Consider the following 15,813-nt stretch of genomic DNA (forward strand, 5'->3'; position numbering starts at 1 on the left):
CTAATAAAAAAGCGCCAGAGGTTGATGTTAAGAATAATGGAGACATAACCGTTACTCCACCTACTGGTGCTACTGAAGTAACTATTAGATACACTGATCCTTATGGAAATCCAGTATCAGACGTTATAACTAAAGGTACTGATGGTAGCTGGAATATACCTGCAGGTAGTGTATTGACAAAAGATAGTGATGGAAAGATTGTAATCCCTGCTAACAACGTTCAACCTGGAACTAAAGTAACTGCAACAGCTGTTTACCCAGGTGGAAAAGAATACACTGGTAGCGCAAATGCAAGCACAAATCCACAATATCCTATCTATCCAGGATATAACGGATACAATGGTCTTCCTCTATGGTACTTCTACGGAAACATTGGCTCTAACAATACAAAGGTAGAACCTAAGAAAGAAGTTAAAGAAGTTAAAGAAAGAGGACACCACGAAGAATATATGTACGGATATCCAGATGGAACATTCCGTCCAAATGCAAACATCACTAGAGCTGAAGCGGCTGCTATGATTTCTAGACTTAAAGGTTATAGCTTAAATGACACAACTGCACCTGAATTCAAAGATTCAAAGGTTGGTTGGTTCAAGGCTGCTATTAATGCAGTATTTAAGAACGGACTTATGAAGGGCTACGAAGATGGCAACTTCAGACCAAATGACAAGATTACTAGAGCAGAATTTGCACAAATGATCAAGAACATCGACAAACCTAACTCAGCAGTTGCAACATTTAAAGATGTTAAAGGTCACTGGGCAGAAGATGCTATTAACCAAGCTTTTGGAAATGGAAGAATAAGCGGTTATCCAGATGGAACATTTAGACCAGATGCTCCTATCACTAGAGCTGAAGCAGTTAAGATTGCAAACAGTCTATTTGAAAGATCTGTAGATAACAGCGGACTTAAAGAAAAATTAGAAAATCCAACCATGATTTCTAAATTCACAGATGTAAATAACACTCACTGGGCATTCTATGAAATTATGGAAGCTACTAATAGCCACGAATTCGAAAGAAGAGAAAATGGAAAAGTAGTTGAAGATTGGTTAGAAATCGACAAGGATAAAAAACATTAAAAATTAAATTTTTACCAGAGGCGTAATCGTCTCTGGTTTTTTATTATAATTTTTAAAAAATGGGCATATTATATATAATGAAATGGGGTGATATTTTGGCTAAGAATTACACAAAAGATTTGATTAGAAATGAATTTATAAACCTTTTAAATAAAAAAACTCTTAACAATGTAACTGTGACTGAACTTGCTAGAAATTGCAGTATTGAAAGGAAGACATTCTACTATCATTATGAAAATTTAACGGAGCTAGTTAAAGAAATTTTCCAAGAAGAGCTATTAGTGGTGGTGGATGAGTTTAATGAAACTCTCTCTTGGGAAGATAGTTTTGTACTTGCTGCGAAGTTTATTCTTGAAAATAAAAAAGCTATTAAACATTTGTACCAATCAGATTATAAGGATGATGTTGAAAAATATGTGTTTTCTATTGCTGGTGAAATCATGAATAAGTATGTTGACCTTGTGTCTGAGGATACAAAGGCAAAGGAAGTAGACAAGAGACTTATTGCATACTTTTACCAATGTGCTCTAAGTAGTGCTCTTATTCAGTGGGTAGCTACGGATATGAAGTCTGATCCTGCCATTATGACAGAAAGGATTGGTAAACTTATGGATGGAAATATACTCTTATCTTTAAAAAGAAGCGAAAATTTAGAAAATATTACAGATAATTTTACACAATATATTGACCTTGTGTAAAATTTACTCAAGTCTAGAGTTTTGGGAAATGAAATCACTCTTTAAAAATGTTTTAATGTATTTAGAAGAAAAAATTAAATTTTTTAAGGAGGATATTATGAAACTTAAAACTTATGATGAAAGATTAACATTAACTAATGGAGATTTCCAAAGTTTGGTTAAGGCTAGAAAGCCAGAAGGTATTGAAAAGAAACAAGCATACTTAATCGGAACTGGTATTGCATCATTAACTGCAGCATGTTTTTTAATTAGAGATGCTCATATGGAAGGTAAGAAGATAACATTTTTAGAACAAATGGATATTCCTGGTGGATCTCTTGATGGAAACTACATGGAAACTAGAGGTTATGTTGCTCGTGGTGGCAGGGAAACCGGAGCTCACTTTGAATGTTTGTGGGACATATGGAGTTCAATTCCAAGTCTTGAAGATCCAGAAATGAGCATATTGGATTCATATTTTTATACCAACTACGACGATCCAAACTACAGCAACTGTCGTATAACTCACAAACAAGGGCAACGCTACGACGATGGCAAATTTAATCTAACCGATAGTCAAGTACAAGAAATTGCAAAACTTTGTTTGACAAGGGATGAAGATCTACAAGATTTAGCAATCGATGAAGTATTTTCAAAAGGACTTTTAAATTCAGATTTCTGGACATATTGGAGAACTATGTTTGCTTTTGAAAATTGGCACTCAGCACTCGAAATGAAACTTTACTTAAATCGTTTTATCCATCATGTTGGAGGTTTAACAAATCTATCTGCTCTAAGATTTACAAGGTACGACCAATACAATTCAATTGTAAGACCAATGGTCAAGTATCTTGAAGATCATGGTTGCAATTTTAGATACAACACCAAGGTTACAGATGTGGACTTTGAGATTTCAGAAAACAGAAAGGTAGCAACTAAGATCATCGCAGAAGATAAGAACGGAAATGATAAGTCAATCAATCTTACAGAAAATGATCTATTATTTATTACCAACGGTTCCATGACAGAAAATTCAAGTTATGGCGATGACAACACTGCTGCTGAACTTAGCAACGAACAAACAGGCTGCTGGGAAATGTGGAAAAACATCGCGAAAAAATCTGATGACTTCGGCAATCCAGAAGCATTTTGCTCCGACGTTGAAAAAAGCAATTGGGAATCTTGCACAGTAACTTGTCACGACGATTCAGTTCCAAAATATATTGAAAAAATAACTAAGAGAAGTCCTTATGGTGGTAAGACTGTAACTGGAGGTATTGTAACCTGTGTTGACTCAAGTTGGCTTATGTCTTGGACCATAAATAGACAAGGTCAATATCCAGAGCAACCAGAAAATGATGTAGTTGTGTGGGTGTATGGACTATTCACCGATGTTGAAGGCGATTATATTAAGAAGAAGATGAGAGACTGCACCGGTAAAGAAATAACTAATGAATGGCTATACCATATGGGAGTGCCTGTAAATGAAATTGACAGACTCGCAGAAACTTGTACAGCAGTACCAGTAATGATGCCATATATAACATCTCAATTCATGCCAAGAAAATTTGGCGATAGACCATATGTTGTTCCAAAGGGTGGAGTGAACTTTGCATTCCTAGGTCAATTTGCAGAAACATTGGACAATCCTGGTAGAGATACAGTATTTACAACAGAATATTCAGGAAGAACAGCTATGGAAGCAGTATACGTACTATGCGGAGTTGAAAAATCTGTGCCAGAAGTATACGCATCAAGGTATGATATAAGATACTTATTAAACGCACTGGTTGCACTATCCGATGGCAGAAAACCTGAACTTCCATTAAGTGCTATTGAAAAGATGAAGCTATCTAAGCATATCAAAGGAACAGAAATAGAAGATATGTTGAAGGAATTTAATATTATTTAAAAAAAGATAATTAGATTAAAAAAGGGACTTAGCGTCCCTTATTTTCATGTTAATTTATTTAACCGATTTTATTTAATTTCTAACTTCATCTCCTAGGTGGCGGAGTTTTTCTATCTGTTCTTCTCGGCCTAGGACTATGAGTACATCTCCGATTTGGAATGTGTAATTAACTGGAGGATTGAAGAGTAGCTTTTGGTCTTCTATCTTTTTGATTGCTATAACTATTAGTCCTGTCTTCTTTGGTATTTCTGCTTCCATTAAATTTTTGTTTTCAAGATATGAATCTTTAAATACGGTTACTTCTTCTAGATCTAGTTCCACATCTCCGACTCTTGTGAATACATCGAGGAAGGAAATTATACTTGGTTTTACTAATAGGGCTGCCATTCTCTTGCCACTTATCTCTACTGCTGAGAGGGTTTTGTTTGCGCCGACTTTCATGAGTTTTTCGCTGCCGGATTTGGACATTGAGTTGGCGATTATATAGATCTTATCGTTAAGATTTCTTGCAGTTAACACAGTTACTATATTGTCTACTTCTGAGTCGAGTGCCGCTACTAGACCTTTTGCTTTTAAAATCCCAGCTTTTTCTAATATTTCTTCCTCCGTTGAGCAACCTTCTATTACCAATATATTTTCGTGGCTGTATTCGTCAAGATCTTCTCTATTTGAACTTATAACGACGAAATTTAGATTTTCTTCTATTAACTTTTGTATGATTACTTCTGCAAGCTCACCGGAACCGCAGATTATATAATGATCATTTAATGCTGAAATCTTCTTGTCCATTTTTCTCCCCTTCCATAAATCTGTCATCTTACCTTCTACAAAGAACACCACCAAGGTCGTAAAGGCATAGCCGACGATGCCTACTCCTAAAAATATTAGTATTACCGAAAATATTTCCGCTTCTGAATTCATTGCTGCTACTTCGCCAAAGCCGACGGTGGAAATGGTGATGACCGTCATGTAGAGGGCATCGACAAAGTTAACTTTTAAAAGAATCATATATCCTACGATTCCTACTACTAATAAGAATGCAAATATTAAAAAAATATATCTTAGTTTTTTTCTTTCTTCCATATTATCTCTCCGTTAATTGAATTATAATATAGTAGATGGGAAAATACCACAGTTTAATATATTAAAATGAATTATATTATAAATGAGGAAATTAATGAAAAATTTAGTGGATTATATTTTTATATTTCTGTACTCGGTACTTATGTTTTTCCTTTGGAAAATTTGTAAGTATGGATCTTGGAGATATTGGATAAACTGGATTATACCTGTTTTATTTTTAATTCTTGTATGTATTATTTATAAGATTTTAAATAGAAATATAGAAAGTAGCAGAAAATCTAGAAGAATAAAATTATATATGTTCATCATTGTGACGCTTATCTTTGGCGGTATGATTATCCACACCGCCATTCCTTACAATGGAAAGCTATCCTGGAAAATTGACGAAATGCTAAATCATAAGAGAGTTAGATATGTGCACAGAAATGTTTTCGATGATGGAATAGAAGGTCTCTTGGAAGATTTAGAAAAGAAATTTACACTGCCGGACAAATTATACGTAGATAATGAGCTTCTTATAAGATTTGACGGGGACGGAGAGATCACCAAGCTTGAAGGGATGATCTATGGTAAGGATGAAAAGGGAAAGGTAAATTCGTACCTTCTATCTTTTAAAAATAAAAAGTTAGAAGTTTGGTTAAATAAAGACGCTGGATTTGAATTAGATGAAAATAGAGCTCTAGATCCCATGATTAAACTTCTGAAGAAATCAAAATACAAAAAGGAAATTGACACTTGGAAAAAGATTTATGGTGATGTAGACTTTGGAATTATTTATTATGGGCTGAAAGAATTTTTCTATTCCGATGGAATCAAGGTCCTAGGTTCTAAGAAAGAAAATGATGAAGTATTTAAAACCTTGGATCAAGGTGGGGAAGTGAAGGCAAATGCGCTTTCAATTTTCATTCCTGATAAGGAGGTAACTCCTATTAATTTTATAATTGATCCAGAGATAATCTCTTCTGAAACTAGAAATGCACAGCTGGAAGAGGAAGTAATCGAGAAGAGCAAGGGTGAAGATTCTTGGACCTTGGATAATAACACAGGTACCATGTATACATTTTTAAAATCAAATAAAAATATAGGTTTTAGATTAGTAGTTACCGATGCTGCTCTAGGTTCTAGATTTTATAAACTTGAAAAGACTTCCGACGGCGGCAAGACCTGGGAAAATATAAATTCCAATCCATTCTTAGATGGGACAGGTGTGGCAGAAGGAATAGAATTTTTAAATGAAAATTTTGGCTTTGCAGGTCTTCAAGGAGGGTCCGGTGAACATTCTGAGATTTATGTGACTAGAGATGGAGGGACAAACTTTGAGATAATCAATCTTCCTTATGAAAAGGTTCAGAATCTACCTGAAAAAGGAAAAGAGTACGGGCTTACCATAGAGAATTATAAGTATTTGAAAATGCCTAGAATGGTTGGAAATAAAATATATATTTTAGCAACACCTGACTCTTTTGAAGAAGAAGGGATAGAGTTTTATTCGGAAGATGAAGGTAAAACTTGGGATGTTTCAAAGTAAATTGTATATAAAATGTAACCTTATTGATACTAAGTTTTAAATACTTAAGAGCTTATACTATGTTATAATTTCTTTAACAAGGAGGAATAACATGAAAAGATTATTAGCAATGACACTTGCCTTTGTACTTACAATCGGTACAATTTCATTTGCAAAAGAGAACAAGGAAGCCGTAGGATACGAAAGAGTATTCGGAAAAGTTACAGAAGTTGTAGAGGATAAGGACAACTCACAAATCTTGGTAGAAAGCAAAGATCAAGAAAAATCAATGGAAAAACTCTACCTTTACACCGGAAAAGTTCCTGTACTCGATCTAAAGACTGGTAAATTTGTAGAAAATTATAAATTTAAAAAGGGAGATATGATTCAGTACTTTTATAAAAAGGATGCTCCAATTATGTTATCTATGCCAGCTAAATTAAACCCTGACTTCATAGCAATAAATGCTGAAGATGGAGAATATTCAGTTGACGTGGATCACTTCAATGAAAAGGGCAGAGGAGTTTCAAATAGAGTTGAAATCAATCTTTCAGATGACTCAAAAGTTATGAATCTAAAAGGAGAAGAAGTAGGCAAATTCCAAGAAGGAGACTATTCAGTTATCTATAAAACTGCAACTAGAAGCATGCCACCTATTGTAGACGCTGAAAAGATAGTAGCATTAGAAGCAAAAGCTGAAGACTCTGCAGAAAAAGAAGAAAAAAATATCGCTTTAAGAAAATACTACGAAGAACTCGGTGCAAAAGTTGAATGGAATAAAGAAACTAGAACAATCAAAATTTCTTCAAAAGATAAATCTGTAGAAATTGACGTTAAAAGAAAAGAACTAACCATCGAAGAAAAAGTAATGATGATGGAAGGATTTAAAATTGAAAAGGGAACAAGTTTAGTTCCAGAGCAATTTATAAATAAAATAGATAAATTTCTTCTAAATAAATAAAAATAATGGTGTACAATGTGCACCATTTTTTAATTTGAATTATGAAATCGTTTTATAAATATGTTTTTTTGGGTAAAATATAAATAGAGATTTTAAAAACATAAAGGAGTTGTCATGGAAATAATTGAAGTAAGAGACGATTCACAAAAGAAAGAACTGCTTGACTATTTGCCAAATGTTAAATGGGGCGAATCACAGGTGCTCACCAAGGCGATTAAAAACGATGAGATTGATGAAAAACTTGGAAAAGATGCCAAGATTTTCTACGCCAAAGAAGATGGAGAAGTGATGGGATTTTTCACATTGGTAAACCAAGATTACATTCCACTTCCACAGTACGATAGATTTATCGCGATGATCTATGTAGATCCTAAATATAGAAACAGAGGATACTCAAGAGAGTTTATAAAATTTGCAGAAGAAGCAAGTGGAGTAGATACCATCCATCTATTTACGAAGATCAAGGGACTTTATGAAAAGATGGGGTACACATTAATTGAAGAGTTGGTAGGCTACATACATGGAATAGACTATCTATATGAAAAAAAATTAAGATAAGCGGCATTGGTGTTAATTTTAATATAAAAAATTTGCAACAGAATTTTATTTTCAGATAGATTCTCTCAACTACGGTCACCCTGAGCGAACGTAGTGAGTAGGCAGTCGAGTTCGCCAAATCAGGCTCCATGCAATGTTCCTTCTTTGGAACTCTTTGCACGAGACCTGCTACGAAATCAAAGATTTCGGCTAGGGCTTCGAACGGGTATAACTTTATTATATAAAAATCAATACAAATAAAAAATTTGGGAGGAACTATGTTTACATATGAATTTGTGGATGTGGAATTAAAAGGCGGACTAAAGGCTGGTAAAACAGATGGTTTTGAACACTGTAAAGAAGTCATAGTCGAAAAAGCAAAAGAAGGCTGGGAACTTGTACAAGTAGTGCCAGTAGGAAATGAAAAAACAGGAGTGTATTCAATCCAAAAGTACACAGTAATATTTAAAGTAGAAAAATAGATTGGTATTAAGAATTAAGAGGTAGGTCATGGCTTATCTCTTTTTAATTTAGGGTTAAATTATTAGGGACAAATTTTACATAATTAAATTTTTCACAAAAATTTTCCAACTACAGTCACCCTGAGAGGCAACCGAGTTCAACAAATCAGCCTTCATTTCATTCGGCTTCTTTGGAACTCTTTGCACGAGACCTGCTACGAAATCAAAGATTTAGGCTAGGGCTTCGAACGGGTATAACTTCTGAGGACCTAGTATAAGCAAATAAAATAATTAAAAAATAATATTAATTTAAATGCTATCCGGATAGAATGAGTTTAAAAAATCATCTGTACACAACCTCACCACAGTTATACCCGTTCGACTACAATGACTCAGACTGCGTCTTCGTCATTTCCGCTCAGGGTGACTGTCTTCCTTTGGTTACTTTTAGATAAGTCTAAATAATGATATGTTTGTAGCGGAAGCATCTTGCTTCCACAGCCGAAGGCTACAATAAACTTTGCAAATAATTAACACCTATCTAGCATCATCCCTCCCAACTGGTAATCCTGAGCGGAGAAGGCGGTAGCATTTGTAGTCGAAGGATCTTAAGTCGAATGGGTATAACCTCTGAAGGTCAAGTCTTTGCAAATGAAATAACTTTATAAAACTATTTAATAACTATTATCTCTCATGCTATACGTAGAGCATGAGTTCAAAAAATCATCTGTACACAACCTCACCACAGTTATACCCGTTCGACTACAATGACTCAGACTGTGTCTTCGTCATTTTCGCTCAGGGTGACTGTCTTCCTTTGGTCATTTTTAGATAAGTCTAAATAATGATATGTTTTGTAGCGGAAGCAACTTGCTTCCATAGCCGAGAGGCTACAATAAACTTTGCAAATAATTAACACCTATCTAGCATCATTTCTCCCAACTGGTCATCCTGAGCGGAGAAGGCGTTAGCCTTTGTAGTCGAAGGATCTGACCTATATTTAAGCTACTTAAGACAAAAAAGTAAAATAACAAATGTAAATAAATATCCTAGCTTCTTTGAAATCTATTTTTCTCCTTCAAATTTTCTTTTACGAGGGAGTATGGCAGTCGAGTTCTGCAAATCAGCCTTCACAAAGTTCGGCTTCTTTGGAACTCTTTGCACGAGACCTGCTACGAAATCAAAGATTTCGGCTAGGGCTTCGAATGGGTCTAACCTCTATAGAGCAAGTCCTTTAAAATGAAACCAATAATAATCTTCACGCTATACGTATAGCATCAAAAATAAACTTCATGCTATACGTATAGCATTTAAATAAATTATACAAACATTTCCATAATAAAAAGAAATTCATCGACTTTGACAGTATCCGTCTTCGCTTGATCATAAAGATTAATTCACCAAAGATAAATGAAAGCTGATTTTTCTTAATATAGACCTTTTCAACTGACTATACCTTATTGAAATCCTTCGAATTCGATGATATCTGTCTTTGATCATAATGACTGGTTTGAGAATACAGCGGGAGGCTCTACTTCATAAGTTTCGATAATAAATATTAAAAATTAAGCTTAAAAATTATTCTTTTCTGTTTTTCTATTTATATTTCGGGTAACTAATAGATAAGAATATGTTTATCTTATTAGATAAATAATATTTAATATTTTAAGATAACAATATTAGGAGGATTTATGGAATTTAAAAAAGTTGTTGTTCTAGGAGGAGGAGTACTTGGTGTACAAATCGCTCTTATGAATGCATATACTGGTCATGACACTACTATTTGGCTAAGAAGTGAAAGCTCTATTGGAAGGGCTGAACCTAGAATAGCTCACTTCAAAGAGGAAATGCTAAAATCTCTCGAAGAATCAAAGGCTTTAATAAAAAATCCAATGGGAGGATACCTATATCCACGTGGACTTGTTAAAGTATGGGAAGGAACTACTGAAGAAGATATAAACAAATTAATTAAAGACGCAAAAATAAATTTTGAAAAAAATCTTCATTTAGAGCTCGATATAAATAAAGCTTTAAAGGACGCAGATATTGTCATCGAATCTATGACTGAAGATCCTGCTGCAAAGATTGAGTTGTATGAAAAAATTAGAGATATTCTAGATGACAAGACTATACTTGTTACAAATTCATCTACACTTCTACCATCTCAATTTAAAGATCACACTGGTAGACCAGAAAAGTATATGGCTCTTCATTTTGCTAATATTATTTGGAAAAATAATACTGCTGAATGCATGGGCCATGATAAAACATCTAAAGAAGTTTACGATGCTGTTGTTAGATATGCTTCAGAAATGAATATGATACCTATCAAGCTTCACAAAGAACAACCTGCATATGTTTTAAACTCTCTACTAGTTCCACTTTTGTATTCTGCTCAAACTCTTTGGGCTAAGGAAGTGGCTGATCCTGAAACCATCGACCTTACTTGGAGGCTTGCAACTGGTGCACCAGCAGGTCCTTTCCAAATTATTGACGTGGTTGGACTAGATACTGTGTACAGCATTCAAAATATGAAGCCTTCCTCTAAAGATCCTAACTCAATTGATTACAAGATTTTAAACATGATCAAGGAAAAGATTGATAAAGGAGAAAAAGGAGTAGCTGCTGGCAAAGGTTTCTATGACTATAGTAAATAGATAATAGTCCCTGTTTATGCAGGGATTATTATTTTATTTATTTAGAAAGATATGATTTTATGAAGGATAAAAAACTATCCAATTCTCTTATTTTTATAATTTTATTTGGAATTGTAAGTCTATTTTCTGATATGACCCATGAAGGTGCATCGAGCCTGCGAGGGGTGTACCTCAGTCTACTTGGTGCTTCTGCTGGGACCATTGGTTTTATTTCTGGTCTCGGGGAACTTGTCGGTTACTCTCTTAGGTATTTCTTTGGGAAGCTCACTGACAAAACTCACAAATATTGGCAGATGACAATCTTCGGATATGTTTTAGATATACTCGCTGTGCCTGCTCTTGCTCTCGTTGGCAGTGATGGGTGGATATATGGCTGCGGTCTTTTGGTCATTCAAAGGATGGGCAAGGCGATAAAGAAACCTGCCAAGGACACCATCATGTCTTTTGCTGCATCTCAAGAAGGTGCTGGCAAGAGTTTTGCAATTCAAGAGATGCTAGATCAAATTGGCGCGTTCTTAGGTCCATTTTTTCTTTACGTAGTTATGCTTTTTAAAACTGATGGGACAACTTTTGAAATTTATTCCAGATGTTTTGCATACTTAGCAATCCCAGGAGTTATTACATTAATTCTTCTTATATACACCAAGAAAAGATTTCCAAATCCGGAACATTTTGAGCCAGAGCCAAAGGAATACATTCCTTTTAAGATGAAAGATTCATTTATCTTCTATATTATAGGGATCAGTCTTTTCTCATTTGGATTTATCGACTATTCGCTAATCATCATGCACGTTTCTAAAAATCTAAATGTCTTAACAAACGGAGTTGGTCTTATTAACATGGAGACTATTCCATTAATTTATGCAGCAGCTATGCTTGTTGATGCGATTTCAGCTTTAATTTTTGGAATTATGTACGATAGAAATGGTGTGAAGGCTCTCGTAGTTTCTACTATTATATCTGCGCCATTTTCTCTATTTATATTTGGATTTAATAATATTTATGTGGTTCTACTTGGTATTATCCTTTGGGGTGTGGGCATGGGAGCACAAGAATCCATTTTAAAAGCTGCTGTCACTTCAGTCGTTCCCAAGTCAAGCAGGGCAACTGGATATGGAATTTTTGAAATGTCCTTTGGAGTATTTTGGTTTTTAGGAAGTTGGCTTCTCGGCGTGCTATATGATATAAATATAACTAGTCTTATCATCGTTTCGATGATGACACAGCTACTTTCTATACCATTTTATTTCAAGGCATCAAGAGCGAAGAGAGTTTAAATTGTTATAAGGAGATTAATTTGAAAGATAAATATTCGAGAATCATTCATCCGCTAAAGCCACTTTACGATGAAAACTCAAAGGTACTAATCCTCGGTTCATTTCCATCTGTAAAGACGAGGGAGTACGGATTTTTCTACGGTCACAAACAGAATAGATTTTGGAAGATAATGGAAAGTTTATTTGAACAAACTCTTACTCGAGATATTGATGAGAGAAAGTATTTTCTTTTAGGCCACCATATCGCTTTATATGATTCAATCTACGCCTGTGATATCATCGGATCTAGCGATGCAAGCATAAAGAATGTGGTACCTTCTGATTTAAAAGATGTGGTAGAGGGTTCGAAGATTTTTAAAGTTTTTTGCAATGGAGGTGCATCCTATAAGTATTATAATATGTACCACAGAGAAAACTTGGGAATAGAAGCTATACAACTTCCTTCGACGAGTCCTGCCAATGCAAGGTACAGTCTGGATGATTTAGTTAAAGAGTGGAAAATAATTTTAAAATATATATAAATCCTGTGCCAAATGACACAGGATATTATAATTGATATTTAATTGGTTTTATTATAAATCGATTTACAAAGTATACTCCAAGTGGAAATACAAGTCCTTCTGAAAAGGCGAGGACGTACCACAAGAAGTAATCAGGCATAAATGTTCTGAATACAAACATAACTAGACTCACAAGGATTGGAGTTCGTAGCACTGAAAGTGTAGTAGCCAGTCGACCTCTTCCGAGACTTGCGAAAAATGTAACCATAAGTCCATTGAGCCCGATAAAAGGATATGCCCAAGAATATCTTGCAAGGGCGATGGAAGTCTCATGGAGAACGCCTGAGTCTGCACCTAAGAATATATTTACAATAGGTTCTGCAAATTTATGAGCGACAAATATAAATATTATACTTATAAGTATTATTGTAATGACGCCGCGTTCGACGAATTTACGAATCTTTTTATAATCTCTCTTACCATAGTCGAATGAAAAAATAGGAGCTAGACCTTGTGCCACTCCCGTCATGGTTACAGTTACAAGGACTGAGACGTAGGAGATAACTGTGTAGGCTATAACCGCATCTTCTCCATAGACTTTGAAGAGATTTACATTGAATAGAAAGACAGTAAAACCGATTGCCACTTCCGAAATTGCATCACCAACTCCAAGGGGAAGTGTGGATTTTAAAATTGAAAAATCAAAATTTTTAACGAATCTAAGCCTTCCGGTCTTTCTTGAAAAGTACAGAATAAATGAAAATGAGCTTATTGCCTGCGCAATTCCTGTAGCGAGTGCAGCTCCAAAGATGCCCATGTGTAACTCGACTATGAATAAGTAGTCGAGAACGATATTTGAAACGGCAGCGATTATAACTGAAAGAGCAGATATATGTGGAGCTCCATCTACTTTAACTAAGACTTCTAATTGATAGCTGAGCATAAAAAACATTCCAAATGGAACAATTGCTTTTAGGTATTCTCTTACAAATTCTGAAGTTGCATCGCTTGCGCCAAGAATGTAAATTATCCTATCTAGTAAGATATAAATAACCCCAGAGAATAACATTCCTATGAAAATAAGGCTTACAATGGAAGTTGAAAATATTTTATTTGCAAGATTAAAATCGCCTTTGCCAAGATTCATACCGACCTTCGCTTGGGTTCCGATACTAAAAAGAATTCCAGTGGCAAAGAACAATGTTATAATAGGCATGGAGATATTCACTGCAGAAAACTCAACTTCGCCTACATAGTTTGAAACGAAAAATCCGTCTACCATGCTGTATAGAGCAAAGACCCACATGGATAGCACAGACGGAATAATAAATTTTAAATATCTTTTCATATTAACACCTTAATATATCTTATCATAGTTTTATTTTATTGAAAATGGGATAAAATGGATATTTTTTACTGTATTAGTTTAAAATAATTTTGCAAGGGTATTTTATAATCAAAGGAGGTAGTACTATGAAACGTAGTATTAGTATATTTCTTGCTATTTTGATTTTGTTATCACTTACAGCATGTAAAGAAAGTGGTAATGATAAAGGCGTAAGCGCTAAACCAACCAAGTTTAACGAAGAAGAAATAGAGTCTGCAATCAAAGTAGTAAAGGATAATTTTTCTTTTCCAGGCTCAGAGTTAAAAAGAGTTCGCTATGAAGAAAGCAAATCTGAAGAAGAGATAAAAGTATTTATGGAATACGGAGCAGGCAAGGACAAGGGTATTGATCCTAATAATGTAATTGTAATATTTACCGACTTTGACATAACTGGAGAAAATCCTGTATTAAGTAAGGGAGAATACAAGGATTATAACTGGATCTTAGTTCGAGCAGATAAAGATAGCGAATGGAAAATAGAAGATCAAGGATATTAAATTGCAATAGGTAAGCCGAAAGGCTTACTTTTTATTAAATTAGGAGAAGGTGAGCAAATGGACAGCATCATAGAATTTCCAGAAGCGAAGAAGCTAAGGGAAGATGTAGAAAGACTTAAAGCAGAGCTTTTGGACTTGGTTACCGAAAGGGACGATTTAAAATTTAATATCTGTAAAAATATAAAGACGGACTACATGTTTGAGATAGGGTTCATCGAGTATAGAGTCTATGAAAAATACTGCGAGTATGCTCGCCTAAAAAGGATGAAGGAACTAATTCAAGCTCGAAAGAACAGGGCAGAGAAAGTCGACTTAGATGAGATTGAACGCCAACTGGACAGGGAGTTTGAAGATTATATACATAAATTAAATGAGAAGATAAGAGATATTAACGAAGCCATTGAAAGATCCAAATTAAAGACTTTGTCTGAAGAAGATACCAAAGACATAAAGAAGATGTACAAAGAACTAGTTAAGAAACTTCATCCGGATTTGAATCCAGACTTGACAGAAGAGCAACTTAAAATGTTTTATAATGTTGTGGATGCATATGAAGCTGGAGATATAACTGCTATGAGGATTCTATACAATTTGGTAGATATGAATGGAAGCTTAGAAGACAATGAGTCCACGATGGAGAAACTTGCAAAGCAAAAGGTGAACTTGGAAAAACTCGTGGAAAAAATGAAAAGCGAGGTTGAAAAAATAAAAACAACTCCGCCATACATTTTTAAATACTTCTTAGAAGACGAAGAAAAAAAGAATGAAAGAATCCAGAAATTGGAAGAATTATCCGCCGGATATGACGAAGCCATAATTATTTTAAAAGTACAGATCAAAGAAATGTTGGTGAAATAATGTCAGATATTGTTAAAAAAGATGATGGAGGGTTGTTAGAATTTCTCCACTCTGCAAATTTTAAAGATCTACCAAGACCATTTGCCGTAGATATATTTCTATTTGAAACATATGTGGCAGGCACAAGTTACATAGATGATATGGAGCTTATAGAGCCAATGCTAAATATAGATGACAAACTCGTCTTCTATCGGGAGCCGAACAATCCATATGATGAAAATGCGATTCGCATAGAAACTATAAAGGGAGATAAGATTGGTTATGTGCCCAAGAAGGACAATCCGGTCTTTTCGAGACTAATGGATGCGGGGAAGAATCTCTATGGAATGATTGATAAAAAAGAAAAGTTGGATAATTGGATAAAGATAGATATAAAAATATATCTTTATGAAGGATAAAATAATATTAATTAGGAGG

General features: G+C 34.6%; 15 protein-coding genes. 13 read left to right on the top strand and 2 right to left on the bottom strand.

Going from position 1 to position 15,813, the window contains the following annotated elements:
• The 3 genes from HMPREF9225_RS10510 to HMPREF9225_RS05725 all read left to right on the top strand — a co-directional run.
• A partial coding sequence (locus tag HMPREF9225_RS10510; RefSeq protein ID WP_008902010.1) for an S-layer homology domain-containing protein occupies nt 1-1,082 on the top strand: 1,082 nt, incomplete at its 5' end.
• 95 nt (nt 1,083-1,177) lie between these two features.
• Nucleotides 1,178-1,780 carry a TetR/AcrR family transcriptional regulator C-terminal domain-containing protein gene (locus tag HMPREF9225_RS05720; RefSeq protein WP_040551336.1) on the top strand — a complete coding sequence of 201 codons (603 nt, stop codon included), beginning with the start codon at nt 1,178-1,180 and terminating at the stop codon, nt 1,778-1,780.
• Between the two features lie 97 nt (nt 1,781-1,877).
• A complete protein-coding gene (locus HMPREF9225_RS05725; RefSeq protein ID WP_040551338.1) occupies nt 1,878-3,671 on the top strand; it encodes an oleate hydratase in 1,794 nt (597 codons plus the stop codon).
• Nucleotides 3,672-3,743: 72 nt separating this feature from the next.
• On the opposite strand, the gene HMPREF9225_RS05730 is transcribed toward HMPREF9225_RS05725, so the two are convergent.
• Nucleotides 3,744-4,754 carry a potassium channel family protein gene (locus tag HMPREF9225_RS05730; protein ID WP_008902013.1) on the bottom strand — a complete coding sequence of 337 codons (1,011 nt, stop codon included), beginning with the start codon at nt 4,752-4,754 and terminating at the stop codon, nt 3,744-3,746.
• Between the two features lie 94 nt (nt 4,755-4,848).
• On the opposite strand from HMPREF9225_RS05730, the gene HMPREF9225_RS05735 reads away from it, so the two are divergent.
• The 7 genes from HMPREF9225_RS05735 (at nt 4,849) to HMPREF9225_RS05765 (ending at nt 12,675) form a co-directional block, all read left to right on the top strand.
• Nucleotides 4,849-6,282, top strand: coding sequence for a WD40/YVTN/BNR-like repeat-containing protein (locus HMPREF9225_RS05735; protein ID WP_050748292.1), 1,434 nt, complete (start codon nt 4,849-4,851; stop codon nt 6,280-6,282).
• A gap of 91 nt (nt 6,283-6,373) precedes the next feature.
• Nucleotides 6,374-7,222, top strand: coding sequence for a stalk domain-containing protein (locus tag HMPREF9225_RS05740; RefSeq protein ID WP_008902015.1), 849 nt, complete (start codon nt 6,374-6,376; stop codon nt 7,220-7,222).
• Between the two features lie 114 nt (nt 7,223-7,336).
• Nucleotides 7,337-7,780 (top strand): GNAT family N-acetyltransferase, encoded by a 444-nt coding sequence (locus HMPREF9225_RS09820; protein WP_008902016.1) that lies wholly within the window; start codon nt 7,337-7,339, stop codon nt 7,778-7,780.
• Nucleotides 7,781-8,037: 257 nt separating this feature from the next.
• Nucleotides 8,038-8,241 carry a DUF4177 domain-containing protein gene (locus HMPREF9225_RS05750; protein ID WP_008902017.1) on the top strand — a complete coding sequence of 68 codons (204 nt, stop codon included), beginning with the start codon at nt 8,038-8,040 and terminating at the stop codon, nt 8,239-8,241.
• Between the two features lie 1,670 nt (nt 8,242-9,911).
• Nucleotides 9,912-10,877, top strand: a complete 966-nt coding sequence (locus HMPREF9225_RS05755; protein ID WP_008902018.1) for a 3-hydroxyacyl-CoA dehydrogenase — start codon at nt 9,912-9,914, stop codon at nt 10,875-10,877.
• Nucleotides 10,878-10,936: 59 nt separating this feature from the next.
• Nucleotides 10,937-12,154 (top strand): MFS transporter, encoded by a 1,218-nt coding sequence (locus HMPREF9225_RS05760; RefSeq protein WP_008902019.1) that lies wholly within the window; start codon nt 10,937-10,939, stop codon nt 12,152-12,154.
• Nucleotides 12,155-12,174: 20 nt separating this feature from the next.
• A complete protein-coding gene (locus tag HMPREF9225_RS05765; RefSeq protein ID WP_008902020.1) occupies nt 12,175-12,675 on the top strand; it encodes a DNA-deoxyinosine glycosylase in 501 nt (166 codons plus the stop codon).
• 25 nt (nt 12,676-12,700) lie between these two features.
• Here HMPREF9225_RS05765 and HMPREF9225_RS05770 read toward each other — a convergent pair whose 3' ends face one another.
• On the bottom strand, nt 12,701-14,002 hold the full coding sequence (locus tag HMPREF9225_RS05770) for an MATE family efflux transporter (protein WP_008902021.1): 1,302 nt from the start codon (nt 14,000-14,002) through the stop codon (nt 12,701-12,703).
• Between the two features lie 125 nt (nt 14,003-14,127).
• Here HMPREF9225_RS05770 and HMPREF9225_RS05775 point away from each other — a divergent pair, with 125 nt between their 5' ends.
• The 3 genes from HMPREF9225_RS05775 to HMPREF9225_RS05785 are packed head-to-tail and all read left to right on the top strand — an operon-like array spanning nt 14,128 to nt 15,794.
• Nucleotides 14,128-14,538 carry a DUF4829 domain-containing protein gene (locus tag HMPREF9225_RS05775; protein ID WP_245526538.1) on the top strand — a complete coding sequence of 137 codons (411 nt, stop codon included), beginning with the start codon at nt 14,128-14,130 and terminating at the stop codon, nt 14,536-14,538.
• 57 nt (nt 14,539-14,595) lie between these two features.
• Nucleotides 14,596-15,396, top strand: a complete 801-nt coding sequence (locus tag HMPREF9225_RS05780) for a DnaJ domain-containing protein (RefSeq protein WP_008902023.1) — start codon at nt 14,596-14,598, stop codon at nt 15,394-15,396.
• Nucleotides 15,396-15,794 (top strand): HIRAN domain-containing protein, encoded by a 399-nt coding sequence (locus HMPREF9225_RS05785; RefSeq protein ID WP_008902024.1) that lies wholly within the window; start codon nt 15,396-15,398, stop codon nt 15,792-15,794. The genes HMPREF9225_RS05780 and HMPREF9225_RS05785 overlap by 1 nt, the downstream gene beginning before the upstream one ends.
• Nucleotides 15,795-15,813: the final 19 nt, after the last annotated feature.

Source organism: Peptoniphilus duerdenii ATCC BAA-1640, assembly GCF_000146345.1.
Lineage (GTDB): Bacteria > Bacillota > Clostridia > Tissierellales > Peptoniphilaceae > Peptoniphilus_B > Peptoniphilus_B duerdenii.

Excerpts from the sequence above, each read along its gene's own strand:
- HMPREF9225_RS05785 (WP_008902024.1), top strand. The coding sequence starts at position 15,396 with ATGTCAGATATTGTTAAAAAAGATGATGGAGGGTTGTTAGAATTTCTC.
- HMPREF9225_RS05735 (WP_050748292.1), top strand. The coding sequence starts at position 4,849 with ATGAAAAATTTAGTGGATTATATTTTTATATTTCTGTACTCGGTACTT.
- HMPREF9225_RS09820 (WP_008902016.1), top strand. The coding sequence starts at position 7,337 with ATGGAAATAATTGAAGTAAGAGACGATTCACAAAAGAAAGAACTGCTT.
- HMPREF9225_RS05730 (WP_008902013.1), bottom strand. The coding sequence starts at position 4,754 with ATGGAAGAAAGAAAAAAACTAAGATATATTTTTTTAATATTTGCATTC.
- HMPREF9225_RS05750 (WP_008902017.1), top strand. The coding sequence starts at position 8,038 with ATGTTTACATATGAATTTGTGGATGTGGAATTAAAAGGCGGACTAAAG.
- HMPREF9225_RS05755 (WP_008902018.1), top strand. The coding sequence starts at position 9,912 with ATGGAATTTAAAAAAGTTGTTGTTCTAGGAGGAGGAGTACTTGGTGTA.
- HMPREF9225_RS05775 (WP_245526538.1), top strand. The coding sequence starts at position 14,128 with ATGAAACGTAGTATTAGTATATTTCTTGCTATTTTGATTTTGTTATCA.
- HMPREF9225_RS05770 (WP_008902021.1), bottom strand. The coding sequence starts at position 14,002 with ATGAAAAGATATTTAAAATTTATTATTCCGTCTGTGCTATCCATGTGG.
- HMPREF9225_RS05780 (WP_008902023.1), top strand. The coding sequence starts at position 14,596 with ATGGACAGCATCATAGAATTTCCAGAAGCGAAGAAGCTAAGGGAAGAT.
- HMPREF9225_RS05740 (WP_008902015.1), top strand. The coding sequence starts at position 6,374 with ATGAAAAGATTATTAGCAATGACACTTGCCTTTGTACTTACAATCGGT.
- HMPREF9225_RS05760 (WP_008902019.1), top strand. The coding sequence starts at position 10,937 with ATGAAGGATAAAAAACTATCCAATTCTCTTATTTTTATAATTTTATTT.
- HMPREF9225_RS05725 (WP_040551338.1), top strand. The coding sequence starts at position 1,878 with ATGAAACTTAAAACTTATGATGAAAGATTAACATTAACTAATGGAGAT.